Genomic DNA, 20258 nt, shown 5'->3' with positions numbered 1-20258 from the left:
TATGTAGAATCTGAAAATAAAAAAAATGAATGTAATGTTAGCCTAGAAAATATGAATAAAATTGTTAGTTTAATCGAGTATTTTGGCATTGAACTATATCGCCCCATTACACGATTGCTACTTTCAAACTGGGAAGAAATTACAGAACGTATTAATAACTATACTGAATCAGATTGGATGATGGCTGATGAAATCCAGAAGACCACACCTACACTAGATCGCTTTTCTATTGCTATGCTCATCGAAGTCTTAGAAGGTGAGGATACGTTGAATCAAGCGGAAAATGTAGGTCGTCGTTTGACGGATGAAGAGATGAAGGCCATCCGTAAACATCAGGATGAACAGTAATGAAGCATAGTACATATAATTACGAGGGGGGCCAACCATTTAAAGTGGAGGCGCCCTTTGCGCCTACAGGTGACCAACCTACCGCGATTCAATCTTTAACAGAAGGTATTGAACGCGGTGAATGGGCCCAAGTTCTACTCGGTGCCACTGGTACTGGTAAGACCTTTACAATGGCCAAGGTTATTGAGGCCGTTCAAAAGCCGACCTTAATCATTGCTCACAATAAAACCTTGGCTGCTCAATTATGTAGTGAGTTTAAAAGCTTCTTCCCTAATAATGCGGTAGAATACTTTGTATCTTACTACGATTTTTATCAACCGGAGGCCTATATTCCTTCTAGTGATACCTATATCGAGAAGGATGCGTCTATTAATGATGAAATTGATAAACTGCGACATAGTGCTACGATGAGCCTCTTTGAGCGCCGCGATGTCATTATCGTTGCCTCTGTTAGCTGTATTTATGGCTTAGGTGACCCTGAGGACTATTCTGATCTCGTATTGTCTTTGCGCTTAGGTCAAACGAAGTCGCGCGATGAAATCTTATCTAAACTCGTAGATATTCAATATACGAGAAATGATATGAACTTTATTCGCGGCACTTTCCGTGTACAAGGGGATACGATTGATATTTTCCCTGCCGCTTATAGTGAAAGAGCCATTCGTGTGGAGCTCTTTGGTGATGAAATCGACCGCCTCGTAGAGGTAGATTCCTTGACGGGTGAAGTTATTGCGGAACGAAAGCACGTTGCTGTCTATCCGGCATCTCACTATGTGACGACGAAAGAGAAGATGAATATTGCCGTAGAGCGTATTGAAGCCGAACTAGATGAGCAGTTAGCGAAGTTAAAAGCTGCTGACCGTCTATTGGAGGCTCAGCGCTTAGAACAGCGTACGCGTTATGATATAGAAATGATGCAAGAGATGGGCTATTGCTCGGGTATCGAAAATTATTCACGTCATATGTCTGAACGCAAGGCTGGGGAAGCACCGTTTACATTGATTGATTATTTTCCAGATGATTTCCTCATCATGGTGGACGAGTCTCATGTGACGATGCCTCAAATTCGAGCTATGTACAATGGTGACCGTGCCCGTAAAGAATCTCTTATAGAATACGGGTTCCGTCTTCCATCTGCACTTGATAATAGACCGCTTCAATTCGATGAATTTGTAGAGCGTATCAATCAAATTGTTTACGTATCGGCAACGCCTGGCCCATACGAAATGGAAGTAGAAACGAATATTGCAGAGCAAATCATTCGTCCTACGGGCTTATTAGATCCATCAATCGAAATTCGTCCTATTAAGGGGCAAATGGATGACTTGCTTGGAGAAATTCACAAGCGAGCTGCCAAGAATGAGCGTGTTCTCGTTACGACTTTAACGAAGAAAATGGCTGAGGATTTAACAGAATTCTTGAAGGAAATGGGCGTACGAGTTCGTTACCTTCATTCCGATATTGTTACTATTGAGCGAGCTGAAATCATTCGTGATTTGCGGGCTGGTGTATTTGATGTATTAGTTGGTATTAACTTGCTTCGTGAAGGTCTCGATATGCCAGAGGTTTCCTTGGTTGCAATCTTAGATGCGGATAAGGAAGGTTTCTTGCGCTCCGATACGGCTATGATTCAAACTATAGGTCGTGCGGCCCGTAATGTGAATGGTCATGTTATCATGTACGCAGATCGTGTAACAGGTTCTATGCAACGAGCTATCGATGAAACCGATCGTCGTCGTGCCGTGCAAGAGACTTATAATATTGAACATAATATTACGCCTAAATCTGTATCTAAAGATGTAAAAGAGCTTATCGAATTAACGAAAATCGAAGAAGATATGGTTACCGATGGAAAGGGACTTTCACTGAAAAAAGGAAACCCAAAAAAATCCTCAGAGGGCATGGACCATGGACACGAACCATATGTTCAAGATACATCAGCACCTAAGGTGGCAGATATAACACCGGAAGAATTGTACAATAAGATTGAAGAGCTAGATCGTCAAATGAAGGCCGCCGCTAAGCAGCTTGAATTTGAAGCTGCGGCTAAGTTACGTGATCAATTGGGCGTATTACGTCAACAATGGTCCGATATGCATAGTGCAGGAGATAGCAAGTTGAAGAAGCCTGCTTCTGCCAAATCTAGAAAGCGGACAAGTCAAAAAAGTAAATCTTAGGAGCAATTTTAAAAGATTGTAAGAAAACACATAGATTATATAGACTATATGTGCGATAATATACATATATTATTTCATGTTAGTAATCGGAGAGATGATGCCGTTTGGTATCATCTCTTTAAATAGGAAAGATAATGAAAGACCAATTGATTGTAAAAGGTGCGCGTCAGCATAACCTAAAAAATATTGATATATCCTTGCCACGTGATCAGTTTATTGTCTTAACTGGCCTCAGTGGTTCTGGTAAATCATCCCTAGCATTTGATACGATTTACGCAGAAGGGCAACGACGTTATGTTGAGTCCCTATCTGCGTATGCACGTCAATTTTTGGGACAAATGGATAAACCCGACGTCGATTATATTGAAGGTTTATCTCCAGCTATTTCTATTGACCAAAAGACTACCAGCCGTAATCCTCGTTCTACAGTGGGCACTGTTACGGAGATTTACGACTATTTACGTCTCTTATTTGCACGCGTAGGTCATGCACATTGCCCAGAGTGTGGTAAGCCTATTACCCAGCAAACAATACAACAAATGACCGATGATGTAATGAGCTTTCCAGAAGGTACTAAGGTTTTAGTGCTAGCCCCTATGATTCAAGGTAAAAAGGGGGAACATAAATCGGTATTTGAACAACTTCGCAAGGAAGGCTTTGTTCGTGCTCGAGTAGACGGTGTAGTACGCACCTTGGACGAAGAAATTGTATTAGAGAAAAATAAGAAGCATTCCATCGATATCGTTGTGGACCGTCTCGTTGTAAAAGAAGGCATTGAATCTCGGTTGGCTGACTCTATGGAGACCGCTTCAAAATGGGCAGAAGGCATCGTTGTGATTCAAGAGGTAGACGGACCTGAACACATGTATAGCCAACATTTTGCGTGCCCAGATTGTCATATTTCATTACCTAAAATTGAACCGCGTATGTTCTCCTTTAATAGTCCGTTTGGTGCGTGCCCATCTTGTTTAGGGATTGGTTCTACTATGGAGGTTGATGAGGAGCGCGTTATTCCAGATGGATCTATTAGCTTTGCCGATGGTTGCGTGCAAGCCTTGAGCTCCAATCCTAATGCGTGGTTTATGCGTCAAGTAGAAGGTCTATTAAAAGCTAATGGATATTCCTTAGACTCCACCTATGATGAATTGCCGAAAGCATTACAGAAAAAGGTGATGTACGGTACGACGGATAAGGTAAGTTTCACCTATGAAAATATGAGAGGTGAGATAAAGGAATTCTTTACTGAGTACGAAGGTATTTTACCGATGGTTAAGCGCCGTCATAGTGAAGCCTCTACAGACTCTATGCGTGAAGAATTTGAAAAGTTTATGTCTATTAAGCCGTGTACTACATGTCATGGGGCTCGTCTTAAACCTGAAGTATTAGCTATTACTGTAGGGGATAAGAATATAAACGAAGTAACGCAGTTAACTATTAAAGAAGCACTCGATTTCTTTGGTAATCTACAGTTAACTGAACGTGAACAAGTGATTGGTGCTCAAATTTTAAAGGAAATCAATGCTCGTCTAGGTTTCCTTAATAATGTAGGTCTCGATTACCTAACAATGAACCGTAGTGCAGGCACATTATCTGGTGGTGAAGCACAGCGTATTCGGTTAGCTACACAGATCGGCTCTGGCTTAGTAGGTGTATTATATATCCTAGATGAGCCCTCTATCGGTTTACATCAACGCGATAATGATCGCCTTATCGATACATTAAAAGGGTTACGTGATTTAGGAAATACTTTGCTTGTTGTAGAACATGACGAAGATACGATGCGTGCTGCTGATTACCTTGTAGACATCGGTCCTGGTGCAGGCGAACATGGTGGTCAAATCATTGCAGCTGGTACAGTAGACGAAGTCATGAAGGTCAAAGATTCCATTACTGGCCAATATTTGAGTGGCTGTAAGTTTATTGCTCTTCCTGACGAACGTCGTAAACCAGGTAAGAAATGTATTGAAATTCGGGGGGCTAAGGAAAATAATTTACAAAATGTTAATGTAAAATTTCCTATCGGCATATTAACTGTCGTTACTGGTGTCAGTGGTTCTGGTAAGTCTACTTTGATCAATGAAATCCTCTATAAAGGATTAGCCAATCAGTTATATCGTTCTTTCCACAAGGTAGGAGCTCATAAAGAGATTCGTGGTTTAGAACACATCGATAAGATCATCAATATTGACCAAAGTCCTATCGGTCGTACACCTCGTTCCAATCCAGCTACATACACTGGTGTATTTGATGCAATTCGCGAACTATATAGTCAAACGCCAGAAGCTAAGATGCGAGGCTATAAACAAGGTCGTTTTAGCTTTAATGTAAAAGGTGGTCGCTGTGAGGCCTGTCGTGGAGATGGTATCATCAAGATTGAAATGCACTTCTTACCTGATGTGTATGTGCCTTGTGAAGTCTGCAAAGGGGCGCGTTATAACCGTGAAACTTTGGAGGTTAAATATAAAGGCAAATCCATTGCTGATGTATTAGATATGACAGTTGATGATGCTGTAGAATTTTTTAGTGCCATACCTAAAATCAATCGTAAGATGGTTACTCTTCAAGAGGTTGGCCTTGGGTATATCCGTTTAGGTCAGGCGGCTACTACATTATCTGGTGGTGAGGCTCAACGGGTTAAATTAGCTACAGAGCTAGCGCGTCGTAGCACTGGTAAAACGCTATACATCCTCGATGAGCCTACTACAGGTCTTCATGCTGAAGATATTCGTAAGTTGTTACATGTATTGCAACAACTCGTAGAGGGCGGGGATACTGTTGTCGTTATCGAACATAATTTAGATGTGATTAAGATGGCTGACCACATTATTGATCTTGGTCCTGAAGGTGGTAATCGCGGTGGCACTATCGTGGCTACTGGTACGCCTGAGGAAATTGCTAAGGTGAAAGAAAGTTATACCGGCAAATTCTTAGGTCCTGTATTGGAACAGACTAAGAAATTTATGAAAGCAGCGAAGCATAAGAAATAAAATAGTACATATATTTAAGTTTCCATAAAAGAAAAATCATAAAGAGAATAGATTACATCCTGCAACTCATAAAGGGCATTATTTAAAGAAGTGTGTAAGCTATTCTCTTGTAATCTACAAGGAAAGGAGGAAACATGCCGTCTGAAGAATTACTGGAAAAGGTCAGTCATCTGCCAACAACGCCAGGTGTCTATTTATGGCGTGATCAATATAACCGAATCATCTATGTAGGTAAAGCTATTAATCTGCGCAACCGTGTGCGTTCCTATGTACGTAATGATGCGAACCGCGCACCAAAGGTTACGGCCATGATGAAGCGTGCCGTCGATGTGGAAGTCATTCAAACCAAGACGGAAATGGAAGCGCTCATTTTAGAGAATACCTTAATTAAAGAACACGAACCTAAATATAACATTAGACTTCGTGATGATAAGACATACCCATATGTAAAAGTCTCTGTGCAAGAGGATTACCCACGCGTATATATGACGCGCCGTCTTGAACGGGATGGAGCCAAGTATTTTGGACCTTTTACAGACGTTACATCCGTCCATGTGGTATTGAAATTAATACGCCAGTACTATCCACTCAGGACATGTAAGTCTATGAAGGTAGAGCGACCCTGTTTGCAATATCATATGCACTACTGTGAAGCACCGTGCTTTAACAAGATTTCCGTATCGGATTATCGAAAGTATATTGACGAAATCATAGAGCTCTTTGAAGGTAAGCCTATCCCTTTACTGAAGGAAATTAAAGAGAAGATGGAGCTTGCTGCAGAGGACTTACGCTTTGAAGATGCTGCACGTTATCGTGATCAATTGTCTAGCATTGAAAAGATACAAGAAAAGCAACGCATGGTTACCCAACGTGGCGACTTAGACGTCTTAGGATTGGCTGTTGATACATCGATGGCCTGTGTACAGTTGCTATTCATCCGTGGTGGTCGTCTTCTAGGCCGTGAAAATTACTTTGTGCAACATGATGGCGATAGTCCAGAAACGATTATGACGGACTTTATCAAGCAATACTATGGAGATACAAACTTCATTCCGAAGGAATTATTACTACCTATGGATAGTTCTGATAGAGACTTATTAAGTGAATGGTTTACACAGCTTAAAGGTCAACATGTAGAAGTATCTGTGCCACAACGTGGCTATAAGATGGACATGATTAAGATGGCTCATGAAAATGCGGAAACCTTCCTTGAAGAACGTCGTCGTCAGTGGCAGCACCAAATCGATAAGACTGGCGGGGCGGTTAAGAAACTAGCCGAGATTCTCGACTTACCGCGTTTACCTGAACGTATGGAGTGTTTTGATATATCTCATACACAAGGAACTGAAACGGTGGCTTCTATGGTTGTTTTTGAAGGTGGCAAGCCTGCGAAGAAGGAATATCGCCGCTTTAAACTGAAAACCACACAAGGTAAACCTGATGACTTTAAATCGATGGCTGAAATCATGGAACGTCGTTACGGTAATGAAACAGACTGGCCTATGCCAGATCTTATTATCATCGATGGTGGTAAGGGGCAGCTCAATGCGGCTTTGCCGTTAATCCGTGCCGTTGGTGTTACAGATGTGCCAGTTATCTCCTTGGCTAAGCGTATTGAAGAGGTCTTTGTAGAGGGACAATCTGAAAGTATCATTTTGAGTCATCACATGCCGGAGCTTCAATTACTTCAACAAATTCGTGATGAAGCGCATCGTTTTGCCATTACCTATCACCGTAAGTTGCGGGGCAAGCGAAATCTTGAATCTATTCTAGATCATATTGAAGGTATCGGTCCTAAACGCCGTAAGGCCTTATGGGCTCACTTTAATAGTTTAGAGGCAATGAAAGAGGCATCTATTGATGAACTTGCAAATGTAGAATCTATGAATTATAAGACGGCAGAAACGCTATATAATTTCTTCCGTATGTCCAAAGTAGAGAAACAAGAGGCTTTAAAATAAAAAAGCACCTATTGATTACTTACACTTGAGCGTAATCAATAGGTGCTTATATTATTTTGTAATAGTTCTAGGTTTGTAATGTTGTATGTAGTATGTACGAAGTGTAAATAATATACCCGCAACTACCACGCTAGCCAATAATCCAATCCATACGCCAAATGGTCCATAATTAGGATTTTTAGCAAGGGTATAAGCCGTTGGAAAACATACGCCCCAATAGGATATGAGCGAGATGTAAAGAACTACTTTTACATCCTTGTAGGCTCTTAGAATACCTTGTAATGGTGTACCTATGGCATCGATGGCTGCAAAGAATACGCCATATCCGAGGAAGTGATAAATAAGCTCATATACTTCATCATCATTTGTAAATAGATCAGCTATATTATCCATATGGGTGAATGTAAAGGCGCATATGAGAATGGCTATAATGATAGCTAATACACGAGAAATATAAGAGTATTGAATAGCTTCCTTTTTTCGCCCTGCACCGAGTTCATAAGCAACGGCAATGGTAGAAGACATGGCAATGCTTAATGGCAAGCAGTAGAAAACATTAGTAAAGGAAATAACCGATTGGTGAGCTGCTACTACAGCAGATCCAAAGTGAACCATTAAAAGCCCAGCAATGCTAAAGATACTAGCTTCAAAGAAGATGGAAAAACCAATGGGTATACCAACTTGTAATTGTTCACGGATATAGTGAAAATTAGGGCTATGGAAATCTTTATAGATGTGATAGCCTTTTAACTTAGGATGCAATAGAATGACTAAGCTAAATAAAATAAAGTTGGTCCAACAGGCACCGGCAATACCATAGCCAGCACCAACACCACCGATTTCAGGAAAGCCGTAATGACCAAAGATGAGTGCGTAATTTAAGAATACGTTAATCACAAAGCTTGTAAAGACGATGGCCATGGAGTAATGTGTTAATCCGTGAGAATCGACCGTGTTACGCAAGGTATTTACCCAGAGTAATGGGAATAAACCAAGTGCAAAGGCTTTCAGATAACTAATACATACCTCGGCGGCAGCCGGTTCAAGATTTAAATATGTCAATAAAGGGCGTAAGCCGAATATACCAATTAATAAAATTAAAAATGCTAGTCCTGTACCGATGAAAAGGCCTTGATGAAAGATTATTGGAATATCACCTGTTTTCTTAGCTCCTAATAGTTGAGAAATAATTGGCGTGATACCCATTAATGTACCTTGTGCAAAGATATAGAAGAGGAGCCACAAATTATATCCCGTAGCGACACCAGCTAAATCAGTCGTACTATATTGCCCAGTTAAAAAGATGGCGATGAAGGTAGCCCCAATCAGGGAAAATTGAGTAATGCACATTGGAGTAAATAGTTTTATGAACAACCATAATTTTTGCAGTATAGAATATGTTTGATACATACTAACCTCCCTTAGTAATGATATATAATACGATACCATAAAGTAGTCTAATTTAATAGATAAACTCCCTAAAATTTAGGAATTAAATATGGAGTAAAATATAGAGTGAAATAAAGAACCATATATGTTAATTATTACTCTATAAATAAAGAGTTTATGTGTCGTAGAGATTTTATTTGTAGTCTTATATTTCTCTCATTAATATGAATAAAGTAATAGGAATAGAGTATGCTAAATATGAATATATATTTTACAAATTGAATTTTACACCATTGAACTATATCGATTATAATATATATACTATAGTTATATTATAAGGAGGAGACATTGGACATCTTATCTATTCAAGGTTTATTGGCGATGCTACAAATCATTGTTATCGATATCTTACTTGCTGGTGATAATGCTATTGTGATTGGTATGGCGGCTCGTAATTTACCGGCTCATTTGCAGAAGAAAGCTATCTTCTGGGGCACAGCGGGGGCCATTATTTTACGCCTTGTTATGGCATTCTTATTTGTAGAGGCACTGAACAATATTCCTGCTCTTCGTTTAGTAGGTGGTATCCTTCTTTTATGGATCGGTTACAAACTTATTGCTGATGATGATAGCGAGCATAATATTGAAGCGAAGGATAGTTTGCGTGCTGCTATTACTACTATTGTAATTGCAGATGGTATTATGGGCATCGATAATGTTATCGGTGTAGTTGGTGCTGCAGGTGGTCATATGACGATGGTAGCTATTGGTATGTTGATTACTGTACCAATCATCATCTATGGAAGTACTTTATTTGTGAAAGTTATTGAACGTTTTCCAATTATCTTATATGTTGGCGGTGGTATTCTTGGTTGGGTAGGTGCTGGCATGGCTGTAGAGGATACATTGATTGCCCATACGGTTGAACCATACGTGTTGTTCATTAAAATCGCTGCAGTAATCCTCGTAGTAGGTGCATCTTTGTTCGCTAAAAAACTTAAGAAATAATGTAATACATCTCTTCTCCTAATCACAGGAGGAGAGATTTTTTATGTAAATTAATAGCTCTCTTGTAGATGAGAAAATAGAAGATTTATGGTATAGTTAAGGGATAGTTATAGAATTAGTAGACAGAATTGAGGTAAGTACAGAATGGAATTTTTGGAAGCCGCTACGTGGATAACCATTAGTAAGATTATTTTAATAGATATTTTGTTAGCAGGAGATAACGCTGTTGTTATCGGTATGGCGGCTGGTAAATTAGCTCCAGAATTACAAAAGAAGGCTGTTATCTGGGGTACGGTAGGGGCTATTCTAATGCGCCTTATCTTTGCCACACTTCTTGTAGAAGCTTTAACGTTGGTACCTCTTATCCATTTAGGTGGTGGACTTGTGCTTGTATGGATTGCCATTCAATTACTCAAGGGTGGAGATGAAGATGCACATATCGAAGCTAAGAATTCTTTAATGGGTGCCATTTGGACAATTATTGTAGCCGATGCGATGATGAGTATTGATAATGTCATCGGTGTAGTAGGTGCCGCTAAAGGTCATTTAGAGCTTGTTATCGCTGGTATGTTAATTACTGTTCCAATTATCGTATTTTGCTCTACGTTATTTGCTCGTATTATCAATAAATTTCCTGCCATTCTTTGGGCTGGTGGTGCACTACTTGGCTGGGTTGCAGGCGAAATGATTGTGGAAGATCCACTTCTTATGCCATATATTCAAGGTGAAGAATTACTCGTGAAATTTGGTACCGTATTCTTCGTACTCATTGTGACTGGTATGATTAAAATTTGGAAGAAAAGAGACGTGTAATGAACGGTACAAATCGTACATCTCGTAAAAAAAAATCTAAACAACATAGAAGAGAGAATCGCTCTAATTCACAGCAAACTGTGAGCGGTGTAGTATCTAAAAAACAACAAGCTATACTTAATGCACCTGTTAAACTAGGTGATGAAGTGTTTGTAACCATTCACGGTATTGGTAGCAGCGGTGAAGGAGTAGGTCGTGTAGATGACTTTACTGTTTTTGTTCCTTTTTCCTTACCTGGAGAAACTGTAAAAGTATCCATCAATATGGTGAAAAAGACGTATGCTACAGGTAGACTATTAGAGATTGTTACAATGGCTCCTAATCGTATCGATGCTAGTTGTGAACTCTATGGCTTCTGTGGGGGATGCCAACTACAACACATTACCTATGAAGGTCAGCTTTCACTTAAAACACAAAAGGTGAAGGATGTTATCGAACGCATTGGTCATCAAAATCCAGACCTTGTAAAACCTGCATTAGGGCCTAAAGAACCTTGGGCATATCGCAATAAAATGCAAATGCCTGTAGGCGGTACTAAAGGCGATATTCAAATGGGATTTTATGCGATGGGCTCTCACGATATCGTGCAAGGTACAAACTGTCCTATTCAAGATGAAGGGAATAATATCATTGCTCAAGCTTGTTACCAAATCGCCAAAGAGTTTGATATTGAACCTTATGATGAACATACTGGTAAGGGTGTACTACGTCATGTCATCGGTCGTATCGGACAATCTGGATGGATGATTATCCTTGTAACTGCTACCGACCATTTACCACATCAAGAAAAGTGGGTAGAGAAATTAACAGAATGCATCCCTCAAGTAGAAACAATCGTTCATAACGTAAATAGTAAGCGTACCAATGTTATATTAGGACCTAAGAATCATATCTTCTACGGTGATGGAACAATTACAGATCATATAAAGGACTTACAATTTACCTTATCCCCACATTCCTTCTTCCAAGTTAATCCTGAACAAACTACAGTACTGTATGACCAAGCGCTAGCCTATGCGGAGTTAAAAGGGGATGAAACAGTGATTGATGCGTACTGTGGAACAGGTACTATTTCACTATTTTTGGCCCATAAGGCAAAACATGTTATCGGTATTGAAATCGTAAAACCAGCCATTATCAATGCTCGTGAAAACGCACGTCGAAATGGCTATGATAATACGGAATTTATCGTCGCTGATGCGGCTGTAGAAATGCCAAAACTCTACAAAGCTGGCGTACGACCAGACGTCATCGTATTCGATCCAATCCGTGCAGGCTGTAAAGAAGAAGTACTAACCTCTGCAGCTGGCATGGAACCAAAACGCATTGTCTACGTATCCTGTAACCCAGCAACCATGGCAAGGGACATTGAAATCCTCACACACTATGGCTATGAACTAAAAGAAGTACAACCTGTAGACATGTTCCCTATGACTGCTCACGTTGAGGCGGTGGCACTATTGTCCAAACTTGATGTCGATAAGCATATAGATGTTGAAATTAAGCTTGATGAGCTTGATTTGACAAGTGCTGAAAGTAAAGCGTCTTATGCACAAATTAAGGAATATATTAGAAAAATTTGGATTAAAAGTTCCAACACTTTATATTGCACAGATTAAAAAGAAGTGTGGTATTGAATTAAGGGAGAATTATAATAAATCAAAAAAAGAAAAACAGGTTATACCACAATGCACACCGGAAAAAGAGGAAGCTATTATGGATGCTTTAAGGCATTTTAAAATGATTCAGTAGAAATGGAGGGTATTTATGAGATGGATATTAAAAATAATTTTGTTTCCAATTAGCTTGGTGTTAAGTATCCTCACTGCATTTCTGACATTTTTACTTGCCATAGGAACAACAATACTGTATTTGCTAATGCTTATGTGTATCGTTGTTGGAGTCGTATCATTGTTTCAAAAGGATTTTTCAATAGGTATAGAAGCATTGATAGTAGGATTCTTGTTAAGCCCATACGGAATACCGATGGTTGGAGCAGCAGTTATAGCCTTTTTACAAGGTATCAATGAAGCAATAAAATCGATCTAAATAAGAATATAGAATAACGATGATAGATATAGAGAACATAGAAAATCTAAATAATGGGTTTGGTTATTAATATCTTACAACGTTGTTTAGACTACCTAAAAATCAAATTATGTTAGGAGTTATTTTGATGGATGGAGTAAAAGAAATAATTTTGCAGACCAAGAACGTGGAATATATAAAGAGAAATTTAGGAAAAGAACAATGGATACAGGTATCCGGTCACAAAGATATGAATGGTGCAGATGCAGAATTTTGGTGTGGGTTAGTTTCGCTAAATCATATAGATGAGGTATATAATGATGTTGGGTGGGATGTTTCTGCTAACGAGCAAGGAAATCCCGGATTTGAAGGAAATGGATACGCATATCAGTATAAAGCGAATTTGCTAAAAGATGGTTTTGAATCTATTTTATATTATCGTGATTTTTATGGTGTTGAGGAAGATTATATTGAGTTATCACAGGAGTTTATCTTACTAAACAATCTTCGATATAACAAAAATAGTAAATCATATTGGGCTATGTATGAAAATGGGGAAAGTGAAGAAGCGGTTAAATATATTGATGCTACGACGATTCAAATTAAAAAGAAGTTTTTACGTAATTATTCATCAGCAAAACAGATGGCAATTTTACTTTTTTTTGATATTAGAACTAAGTTCGATGGAAAAATATCTGATTTTGGGCTAGAAGAGTTTAATACCGAATCTAAAGATAATAGTCTGTTTTATGGATTATGGGGCGGTGATATGAATTTTCCAACATATGTGTATAGTATCTTAATGGGTAAAAAAATTCTTATACCAGCGCCAATTGAGGGATGTGGTTATTGGCCGTATGAAAAAAAAGAAAGTTACGAGGACTTTATTATTGGTATTGACGAGTTTGGAAAAGAGATTTTTAATACGTGCAATCCGGATAAGCTGAATAATTATTTTGGGTCTAATCCAGATGCTCCTATGTATTTAACACCAGTATTTTTTAAGCGTGATGTATTACAAAAATATGTAAATAAACCTGAGTTATATGAGATTAGAGATGGATATTTGAGTTGTCAATCATTATGGGGTATTGAAATAGATAATCATCATAAAAATTGTGTAGCAGTTTATTTGGGCGATTTAGGAAGAGATTTACCTGAAAGTGAGCGTGGATACTGGAAAAGTTACAATATAGTAGGTGAAGAAGGAGTAAGCCAGGTATCTTTCCAAAGGGATTTCTGTAATATATTTACGGAGTCAAATATGGAAGATCATAAATTTCAAGTTCTTTATGGTTCTTTAATAAAGCAATGGAACACAAAATATGGCTGGGATTTATATCTGCCATTATCTGTGGAAGATCAATATAATCTAACTCAAATTAGAATCCCGTTTTGGGAAAGTCAGCCAGAATTCGATCAATTAGTTTTGTCGTTAGTTAAAGTTTTGATTGACTCACTTAATGAAAAGCAATTAATCGTTCTTGGAGATGTTCAAACTGATATTAAAGGAATAAGTAAACTTGAAAGATGGATACAATCAAATGAGGCTGTTGGATATGAAAATCATATTAAGTTTTTAAGGGATTTACAGAAGTTAAGATCTACTGGATCTGGACACAGAAAAGGTAAAGAATATAGTAAGATTTCAAATACATTTGGCTTATCAGAAAAAAGTAAAATAGATGTATTCGAAGAGGTTCTTCGAAAATCAAATGATTTCCTAAAATATATGAAAACTACGTTTTTAGATTAATTAGGAGCGTGATGTAAAGAACAAGTATGGCAAGAATTCTTCCTATATAGATACTTTATATTATGCTTTAAACTAGGGTTTGTACAGTATTCACATCATTCATATAAATTCCAGTTTTGTAAAATAAAAAATTTCATAAAGATGGTAACCAAAGGCGATAGAGAAAAAAAATATCGTCTTTTTCTTTTATTTGTGCGAGTTTGATTAAAGAGAATATATTTATGAAAAAAGTATATTTTGTGATATAATATACTAAATATAGTTTTCTTGAACGGAGGATAAAAATGAGGGCTTTTAGTTATAAAAGATTGTTCAAAAAACTCATTGATTTAGATATGACAAATAATGAATTGATGGAAAAGGCAAAAGTGAGTAAAAGTACATTTTACAAAATGAAGAACGGGCAAAATGTAACTACGGATGTTTTGCTTAGAATTTGCAATGCATTGGATTGTGATATTGAGGAAATAGTAGAATGTGTGAAAATTTAATATGAGGAGATTATACTTTGAATAAAATTACAGGTGTTACAAGACGAGACATTTTTGACTTATTCAAAAAAGGAATAACGGAAGATAATTGGTTAATAACAGAAAATATATTTTACCCTTATTATGGTCGATTTGATGTTGTTGGATTTTTGAAAAGATTGTATAACTTAGCAGATTGGGAAAGTAGAGATTCAAGAGTGGAGAATGCAGAAGAAGAAATTATAATGCATACACATAATGGCGATTATTCAGACGATTGGATATTCGAAGACGAAAGATTTCAGCTGCTTGATGGTGAAGATAATATTTTGCTAAATTTTCTTTGTGAAGTATTTCATCCAGAAGTGAGAGATGAAAATGGAGCTTGGGAACGATATTTAGAAAGAATAAATACTTTACTAAATGAAGATGGGTATGAGATAGTTGCCACAAGTAAATTGTCTGGGAGAGATGTCTTTAGTTGGAAAATATATAGAATGAAGCCAGCTATGTATATCCCTTTTTCAGAAAGAAATAAAACTCTAATAATAAATAAAAAAATTAGCGTTAAACTTCCTAATGCAGTGAGACATCAACTCTTTAAGGTGATGAATGAGTATAATGAAATATTTTACTTAACTGATGAAACTAACTGGAACTATTATAAATCAGTTAGTGAATTTGCTTTTGATGACATTACTAAATTTTATATTCCAAGACATTTTGTAGACAATGAGTATGTAGAAATAAAGGAGTTTAATGATTTTATAAAAGGGACGACTCCATTTACTGTGTTCGATGTTATTGAAAGTTTTGATAGGCATACTACAAAATCTTCGCAATTTGAAAATGAAATAAATGCTATCTTTAAATTAAATAATATCAATGTAGAGCTTAGAGATGGAGAAATACATTCTACAAGTAATAAAGTAATCGGATTTGATGATTCAACAAACATTAATGAAGCTGGTCTTGAAGAATTAATAAGGATAGCTGAAGATTTGTATAATAAAGCTAATTATTCCTATGCTGTTGAAAAAATCTGGGATGCTTTTGAAAGAATTAAAACTTATTATTATCCTACTTTGGATAAAAAGAAATCGGTAGAAAAAATCATTAATGATATAAGCTATGGAAATGAACACATTAAAAAAATGTTTGATATTGAATTTAAAGTGTTGACAGATATAGGAAATTCATATCGGATAAGACATCATGAAAAGAATAAAATAGATATTTCAAATGATTTATATTATGAATATTTTTATAAAAGATGTCTATCTTTAATATCTATATTGTTGAAAAATATTTAAAAGGAGAGAAAATTTTATGGAAACTGAATTATCAATTAGGAACAATCAAAGTGAGATATCACAAATTATACAAGATTCAAATAATATGTATTTATCAGTGTTACATGCAGTAGGGTTACCGACAGACAATGTTTTATCTTCGTTAGACGAACGAAAAATTGCAATAGCAAATCTTCCGTTTGTTATAGATAAGATGAATAATGAGCTGATTAGGGAATCGTATTATTTGTCTAAGTTTTTTGTTGCAGTATCGACAGGCTTGTTTGATGCAGCATTAAATTATTTGTGGGACGAAACGATTAAACAACTAAGAATTAGAGTGATAAACGGAGATATTAAGTATTTCTATGATGTTGTAATAAGTGATGAGAGAAGAAAACAATTTACTTCACCAGAAGATTTATTGAAGTTAGATGATTTTGATTTAATTAAGGGTGCATTGGAAATTGGTTTGATTACACAAATAGGGTATAAGCATTTAGACTTCATACGCTATATGAGGAATTGGGCAAGTGCAGCACATCCTAATCAGGCAGAATTAACAGGGCTAAATATAATTTCCTGGTTAGAGATATGTATTAAAGAAGTAATCGCAACCCCACCATCAAGTATACAGGTTAAAATTGGTCAGCTATTATCAAATATTAAATCCGAAGTGATTGATGATGTCCAAGCGTCAATGATAGTTCCATTTTTTACTGAATTAAGCATTGAAAAAGCTGATGCATTGGCAAAGGGATTTTTTGGTATATACATTGACGAAAAAACAAGTCAACAGACAAGAAGTAATATAAATAATTTAGCACCTGAATTATGGAAAATAATATCTGAAGAAGTAAAATCGGATTTTGGTATCAGATATGCAACATTTTTGGCGAATGGAGATAACCAAACTAAAAATGAGGCAAAGAGATTTTTAGAAGTTGTGGGAGGAATGTCTTACTTGCCAGATACTGTAAAAGCTCCCATAATCAAAGTGTCTTTAGAACATTTAATGATGGCTCATAATAGTTTTAATAATTTTTATAATGAACCTTCTTTTGCAAGGCAATTGCGTGCTGTAGTAGGTAATCATGGTACTATTCCTTCGCAAATGAATTTCCAATATGTAAAAGTAATAGTATCTGTATTCTTGACTAATGGAAGTGGAGAAGCATGGGATGCAAACCCAATTTATATTGAATTAATTAAAAATTTTGATGCAAGGCAATCATTTATTGCATTAATTTCTTTTACGGATGAATCTATAAAGAGTAAGTTACAATTTTCTTTATGTCAAAAAAAATTTTCAGAAATGTTAGATTATCTTGAATCTAATATTACATCAGAAGGTGTTTTAGATTTATTAGGAGAAATTAGAGATAAAGTGAAATCCTTACATCTTATATCTAACAATGATAAATTAAGTGATAAAATAAGGGTTTTTCAAAACAATTATTTAAAATTTTAAATTGCAATATGAAATTGAACAGTATCCAAATCTACAATTCTATTAACTTCTTCAAGAAAGACATCCAAGGGGGGGGGCTATAATTTAGAAGCTTGCGTGGCAAATTATTACACTATTGAAGAGTTCGTTGAATTGTTTCCTCTGAAACGGCTTTTATTGGCATTCCTTTCGGTATACATCTACGAAGTAAACCATTATGCCTTTCGTTTGATCCACGTTCCCAAGCAGAATAAGGTCTAGCAAAATAAATAGACAAGGTTTCATTTTCTAAATTAGATATCTCTGAAAACTCTAAACCGTTATCTGCAGTTATTGTTTTACATAAGCAAGCTAGATTAACATCTTTAAACGTATTTAACCATGCATGCAGTGTTTCTTTTACATCAGTAGCACGCGCTGAGGGACACCGTAAAGCCACATACAATCTGCTTTTACGCTCAAGTAAAGAGATTAAAACATGGTCTGTCTTATCTTTTGTTCCACGGACGGTATCTAATTCCCAATGTCCGAATTCCTCGCGTGTTTCAATATTAGGATCGCGAAGTTCTATGGATTTACCAAGTTCTCGCTTATGTTTTCTAGAAATAGATTTTCGTTGGGAACGCCGTACTACCAATGGTAAATCAATTGCTTTTATACCTAATACACCTTTGTGAAGATAGTTATATAAAGTTTTAGTACAAACCATTTCATTACGCACAAACAACCCCTTATGTTTAGCATATCCAACAGCAGCATCAAATGACCAACGATTAGCTAAAGTCTTGCTTTCAATCCAATTTATAAAAGATTCTATAGCACCAATTCTCATGGTATTAAAGGAGCCAACACGTTGTCTTTCATATGTTGCTTGTCCAGAATCAGCTAAATATACAAGTTGAGATTTACCTTGTCGAATTTGAATTACAGTACCACGTTTTAATTCTGTATAAATAGTTGTTCTAGAACGGCCCAGTGCACGTGAAATTGCAGCAATACTATCTCCTAGAACGATTCTCTTTTCTAAATAAAATCGTTCTTAGAAGTTTAAGTGTTTGTGCGTAATGTCGTGTTATGATTATTGTAGTCCATAGTGATTACCTCGGTTATATTTTGATTAGACACCTAAATCATAACACAAGGTTCACTATGGATTTTTTATGTGTTCAATTTCATTCTACAATTAAGCAAAAAATAAATATCTGATATTATCCAAATTTAAAAACACATTGTTAATAGCATTAACAAAAAGAGGAAGATATGACTATACAAATTGAACTTATCTCAGAGTCTGAGTTAGCAGACGAATCTTTCAATATTGTCATCAATGGCTTAAAACCAAGAGAAACATATCGAGTCGAGATGTACCTAACTGATTATTATTGTATCAATGCTCCCATGCTTTTAGCTCATGATGTTTTATGGAGATCAACAGGGACTTTTGTATCAGATAAGAATGGCATTATTGATATTTCACAAACTCCATCTTGTTCTGGCTCTTATGAAGGCATTTCAACAATGGGACTATTTTTTAATGCTAAGCCCTTGACCAATAAGAAAAAGAAACTCCCAAGTTCTCTTTCTAAAATTCCTTTACTAGATCAATTTTTTGTGAAAATCAAAATTATGCAAGGAAATACTGTTATTGCAGAGAGAACCTTCTCAAGACGTTACATGAGTTCGCAAATTAGTCATCAAGATATTTACGGGGAACATTTTCAAGGGAGACTATTTTATGATAAAAAGTCACTAAAAGCACCGGCATTGATTATTGTGAGCGGTAGTGAAGGAAGAATTGAAAAGGCACAGAATATGGCTCAGCTTCTATCTTCCAGAGGTTATATTTGCTTAGCAGTTGCCTACTTTGGTTTAGAGGGGTTACCAAAACATTTGGAACGTATTCCTTTAGAGGGCCTTGTGGGAGCAAAGGATTATCTACGTCAGCATCCTCAAGTAGATAGTGAAAGAATTGGAATCCATGGACGGTCTAAGGGAACAGAATTCGTTTTAGCTGAGGAGAGCCTTTTTAATGACGTTCAATGCTTGGTACTAAATTCCCCCTCTGATGTGGTGTATGAAGGAATAAAAGGAAAATGGAACTCTCATACTTCCTCTTGGACGTATTTGCAAAAAGAACTTTCCTATCAAAAGTTTCGACTTAGAGATTATCTGTTCAGTAAACTTTTTAGAAAAACCTTCCCTAAAGATTGCTCTGCTAGAATAGATGTTGGTCAAATTCATTCACCAATCTTATTGCTCGGAAGTACTGTTGATGAAATATGGGATGCTTCGTCAGCAATTGATGATATTGTCTCCCATTATAAAGGACACTACATTATATTTAAAAAATATCATGAAACAGGTCACATGTTGACGGTGGCCTATCAACCAAATCATCGTTATCGAAAAGTTTGGCGTTTACTGATGAAAGAGAGCAAGGATTCTTGGTTGGCTACGATTCATTTTTTTGATAGGCATTTGAAGAAGCAATAAAAATAGATTATAAATATGCTATAATAGTCCTAACTAAGATAAAAACACAGTTCTGGTTGGTAGTCCAGACGTAGGCAAGCCTATCA

The 20258-nt window shown here is 36.6% G+C and carries 15 protein-coding genes; 13 read left to right on the top strand and 2 right to left on the bottom strand.

Features of this window, described 5'->3' with window-relative positions:
• Positions 1–51 precede the first annotated feature (51 nt).
• The 4 genes from ACLRYO_RS08850 to uvrC all read left to right on the top strand — a co-directional run bounded on the left by ACLRYO_RS08850 (position 52) and on the right by uvrC (position 7473).
• Entirely contained in the window at positions 52–348 is a 297-nt protein-coding gene (locus tag ACLRYO_RS08850) for a hypothetical protein (protein WP_227036835.1), read from the top strand.
• Positions 348–2525, top strand: coding sequence for an excinuclease ABC subunit UvrB (uvrB, locus tag ACLRYO_RS08845; protein ID WP_413084823.1), 2178 nt, complete (start codon positions 348–350; stop codon positions 2523–2525). The genes ACLRYO_RS08850 and uvrB overlap by 1 nt, the downstream gene beginning before the upstream one ends.
• A 134-nt stretch (positions 2526–2659) precedes the next feature.
• Complete coding sequence (gene uvrA / locus ACLRYO_RS08840; RefSeq protein WP_413084822.1) at positions 2660–5512, top strand: excinuclease ABC subunit UvrA; 2853 nt, start codon at positions 2660–2662, stop codon at positions 5510–5512.
• A 134-nt stretch (positions 5513–5646) separates the two neighbouring features.
• Complete coding sequence (uvrC, locus tag ACLRYO_RS08835) at positions 5647–7473, top strand: excinuclease ABC subunit UvrC (protein WP_413084821.1); 1827 nt, start codon at positions 5647–5649, stop codon at positions 7471–7473.
• 51 nt (positions 7474–7524) lie between these two features.
• On the opposite strand, the gene ACLRYO_RS08830 is transcribed toward uvrC, so the two are convergent.
• Positions 7525–8883, bottom strand: coding sequence for an MATE family efflux transporter (locus tag ACLRYO_RS08830; protein WP_413084820.1), 1359 nt, complete (start codon positions 8881–8883; stop codon positions 7525–7527).
• Between the two features lie 327 nt (positions 8884–9210).
• Here ACLRYO_RS08830 and ACLRYO_RS08825 point away from each other — a divergent pair, with 327 nt between their 5' ends.
• The 8 genes from ACLRYO_RS08825 to ACLRYO_RS08790 all read left to right on the top strand — a co-directional run bounded on the left by ACLRYO_RS08825 (position 9211) and on the right by ACLRYO_RS08790 (position 17700).
• Positions 9211–9870 (top strand): TerC family protein, encoded by a 660-nt coding sequence (locus tag ACLRYO_RS08825; protein ID WP_278457431.1) that lies wholly within the window; start codon positions 9211–9213, stop codon positions 9868–9870.
• A gap of 144 nt (positions 9871–10014) precedes the next feature.
• Positions 10015–10683: a TerC family protein gene (locus ACLRYO_RS08820; RefSeq protein ID WP_278457433.1), complete on the top strand. Its 669-nt coding sequence runs from the start codon at positions 10015–10017 to the stop codon at positions 10681–10683.
• Positions 10683–12302, top strand: coding sequence for a 23S rRNA (uracil(1939)-C(5))-methyltransferase RlmD (gene rlmD, locus ACLRYO_RS08815; protein ID WP_413084819.1), 1620 nt, complete (start codon positions 10683–10685; stop codon positions 12300–12302). The genes ACLRYO_RS08820 and rlmD overlap by 1 nt, the downstream gene beginning before the upstream one ends.
• A 148-nt stretch (positions 12303–12450) precedes the next feature.
• Entirely contained in the window at positions 12451–12732 is a 282-nt protein-coding gene (locus ACLRYO_RS08810; RefSeq protein WP_278457437.1) for a CD1845 family protein, read from the top strand.
• A 127-nt stretch (positions 12733–12859) separates the two neighbouring features.
• Complete coding sequence (locus tag ACLRYO_RS08805) at positions 12860–14467, top strand: hypothetical protein (protein ID WP_278457438.1); 1608 nt, start codon at positions 12860–12862, stop codon at positions 14465–14467.
• A gap of 284 nt (positions 14468–14751) precedes the next feature.
• A complete protein-coding gene (locus ACLRYO_RS08800; protein WP_176815303.1) occupies positions 14752–14958 on the top strand; it encodes a helix-turn-helix domain-containing protein in 207 nt (68 codons plus the stop codon).
• A 17-nt stretch (positions 14959–14975) separates the two neighbouring features.
• Entirely contained in the window at positions 14976–16250 is a 1275-nt protein-coding gene (locus tag ACLRYO_RS08795; protein WP_278457441.1) for a hypothetical protein, read from the top strand.
• A 16-nt stretch (positions 16251–16266) separates the two neighbouring features.
• Entirely contained in the window at positions 16267–17700 is a 1434-nt protein-coding gene (locus tag ACLRYO_RS08790; protein ID WP_278457443.1) for a hypothetical protein, read from the top strand.
• 112 nt (positions 17701–17812) lie between these two features.
• Here ACLRYO_RS08790 and ACLRYO_RS08785 read toward each other — a convergent pair whose 3' ends face one another.
• The gene (locus tag ACLRYO_RS08785) at positions 17813–18667 is read right to left on the bottom strand and encodes an IS30 family transposase (protein WP_412191716.1); all 855 of its coding nucleotides are present in this window, start codon (positions 18665–18667) and stop codon (positions 17813–17815) included.
• Between the two features lie 272 nt (positions 18668–18939).
• Between ACLRYO_RS08785 and ACLRYO_RS08780 the strand changes: the two genes are divergently transcribed.
• A complete protein-coding gene (locus ACLRYO_RS08780; RefSeq protein WP_413084818.1) occupies positions 18940–20172 on the top strand; it encodes an acyl-CoA thioesterase/BAAT N-terminal domain-containing protein in 1233 nt (410 codons plus the stop codon).
• Positions 20173–20258 lie beyond the last annotated feature (86 nt).

Origin of the sequence: Veillonella parvula (genome assembly GCF_047241225.1) — a bacterium.
Taxonomy (GTDB): domain Bacteria; phylum Bacillota; class Negativicutes; order Veillonellales; family Veillonellaceae; genus Veillonella; species Veillonella parvula_O.
Note: the sequence above shows the minus strand (reverse complement) of the source record. Positions and strands in the feature narration are given on the sequence as shown.

Coding starts and splice junctions, on each gene's coding strand:
- ACLRYO_RS08790 (WP_278457443.1), top strand. CDS start 16,267: ATGGAAACTGAATTATCAATTAGGAACAATCAAAGTGAGATATCACAA.
- ACLRYO_RS08800 (WP_176815303.1), top strand. CDS start 14,752: ATGAGGGCTTTTAGTTATAAAAGATTGTTCAAAAAACTCATTGATTTA.
- ACLRYO_RS08810 (WP_278457437.1), top strand. CDS start 12,451: ATGAGATGGATATTAAAAATAATTTTGTTTCCAATTAGCTTGGTGTTA.
- ACLRYO_RS08780 (WP_413084818.1), top strand. CDS start 18,940: ATGACTATACAAATTGAACTTATCTCAGAGTCTGAGTTAGCAGACGAA.
- ACLRYO_RS08850 (WP_227036835.1), top strand. CDS start 52: ATGAATAAAATTGTTAGTTTAATCGAGTATTTTGGCATTGAACTATAT.
- rlmD (WP_413084819.1), top strand. CDS start 10,683: ATGAACGGTACAAATCGTACATCTCGTAAAAAAAAATCTAAACAACAT.
- uvrB (WP_413084823.1), top strand. CDS start 348: ATGAAGCATAGTACATATAATTACGAGGGGGGCCAACCATTTAAAGTG.
- ACLRYO_RS08805 (WP_278457438.1), top strand. CDS start 12,860: ATGGATGGAGTAAAAGAAATAATTTTGCAGACCAAGAACGTGGAATAT.
- ACLRYO_RS08830 (WP_413084820.1), bottom strand. CDS start 8,883: ATGTATCAAACATATTCTATACTGCAAAAATTATGGTTGTTCATAAAA.
- uvrC (WP_413084821.1), top strand. CDS start 5,647: ATGCCGTCTGAAGAATTACTGGAAAAGGTCAGTCATCTGCCAACAACG.
- uvrA (WP_413084822.1), top strand. CDS start 2,660: ATGAAAGACCAATTGATTGTAAAAGGTGCGCGTCAGCATAACCTAAAA.
- ACLRYO_RS08820 (WP_278457433.1), top strand. CDS start 10,015: ATGGAATTTTTGGAAGCCGCTACGTGGATAACCATTAGTAAGATTATT.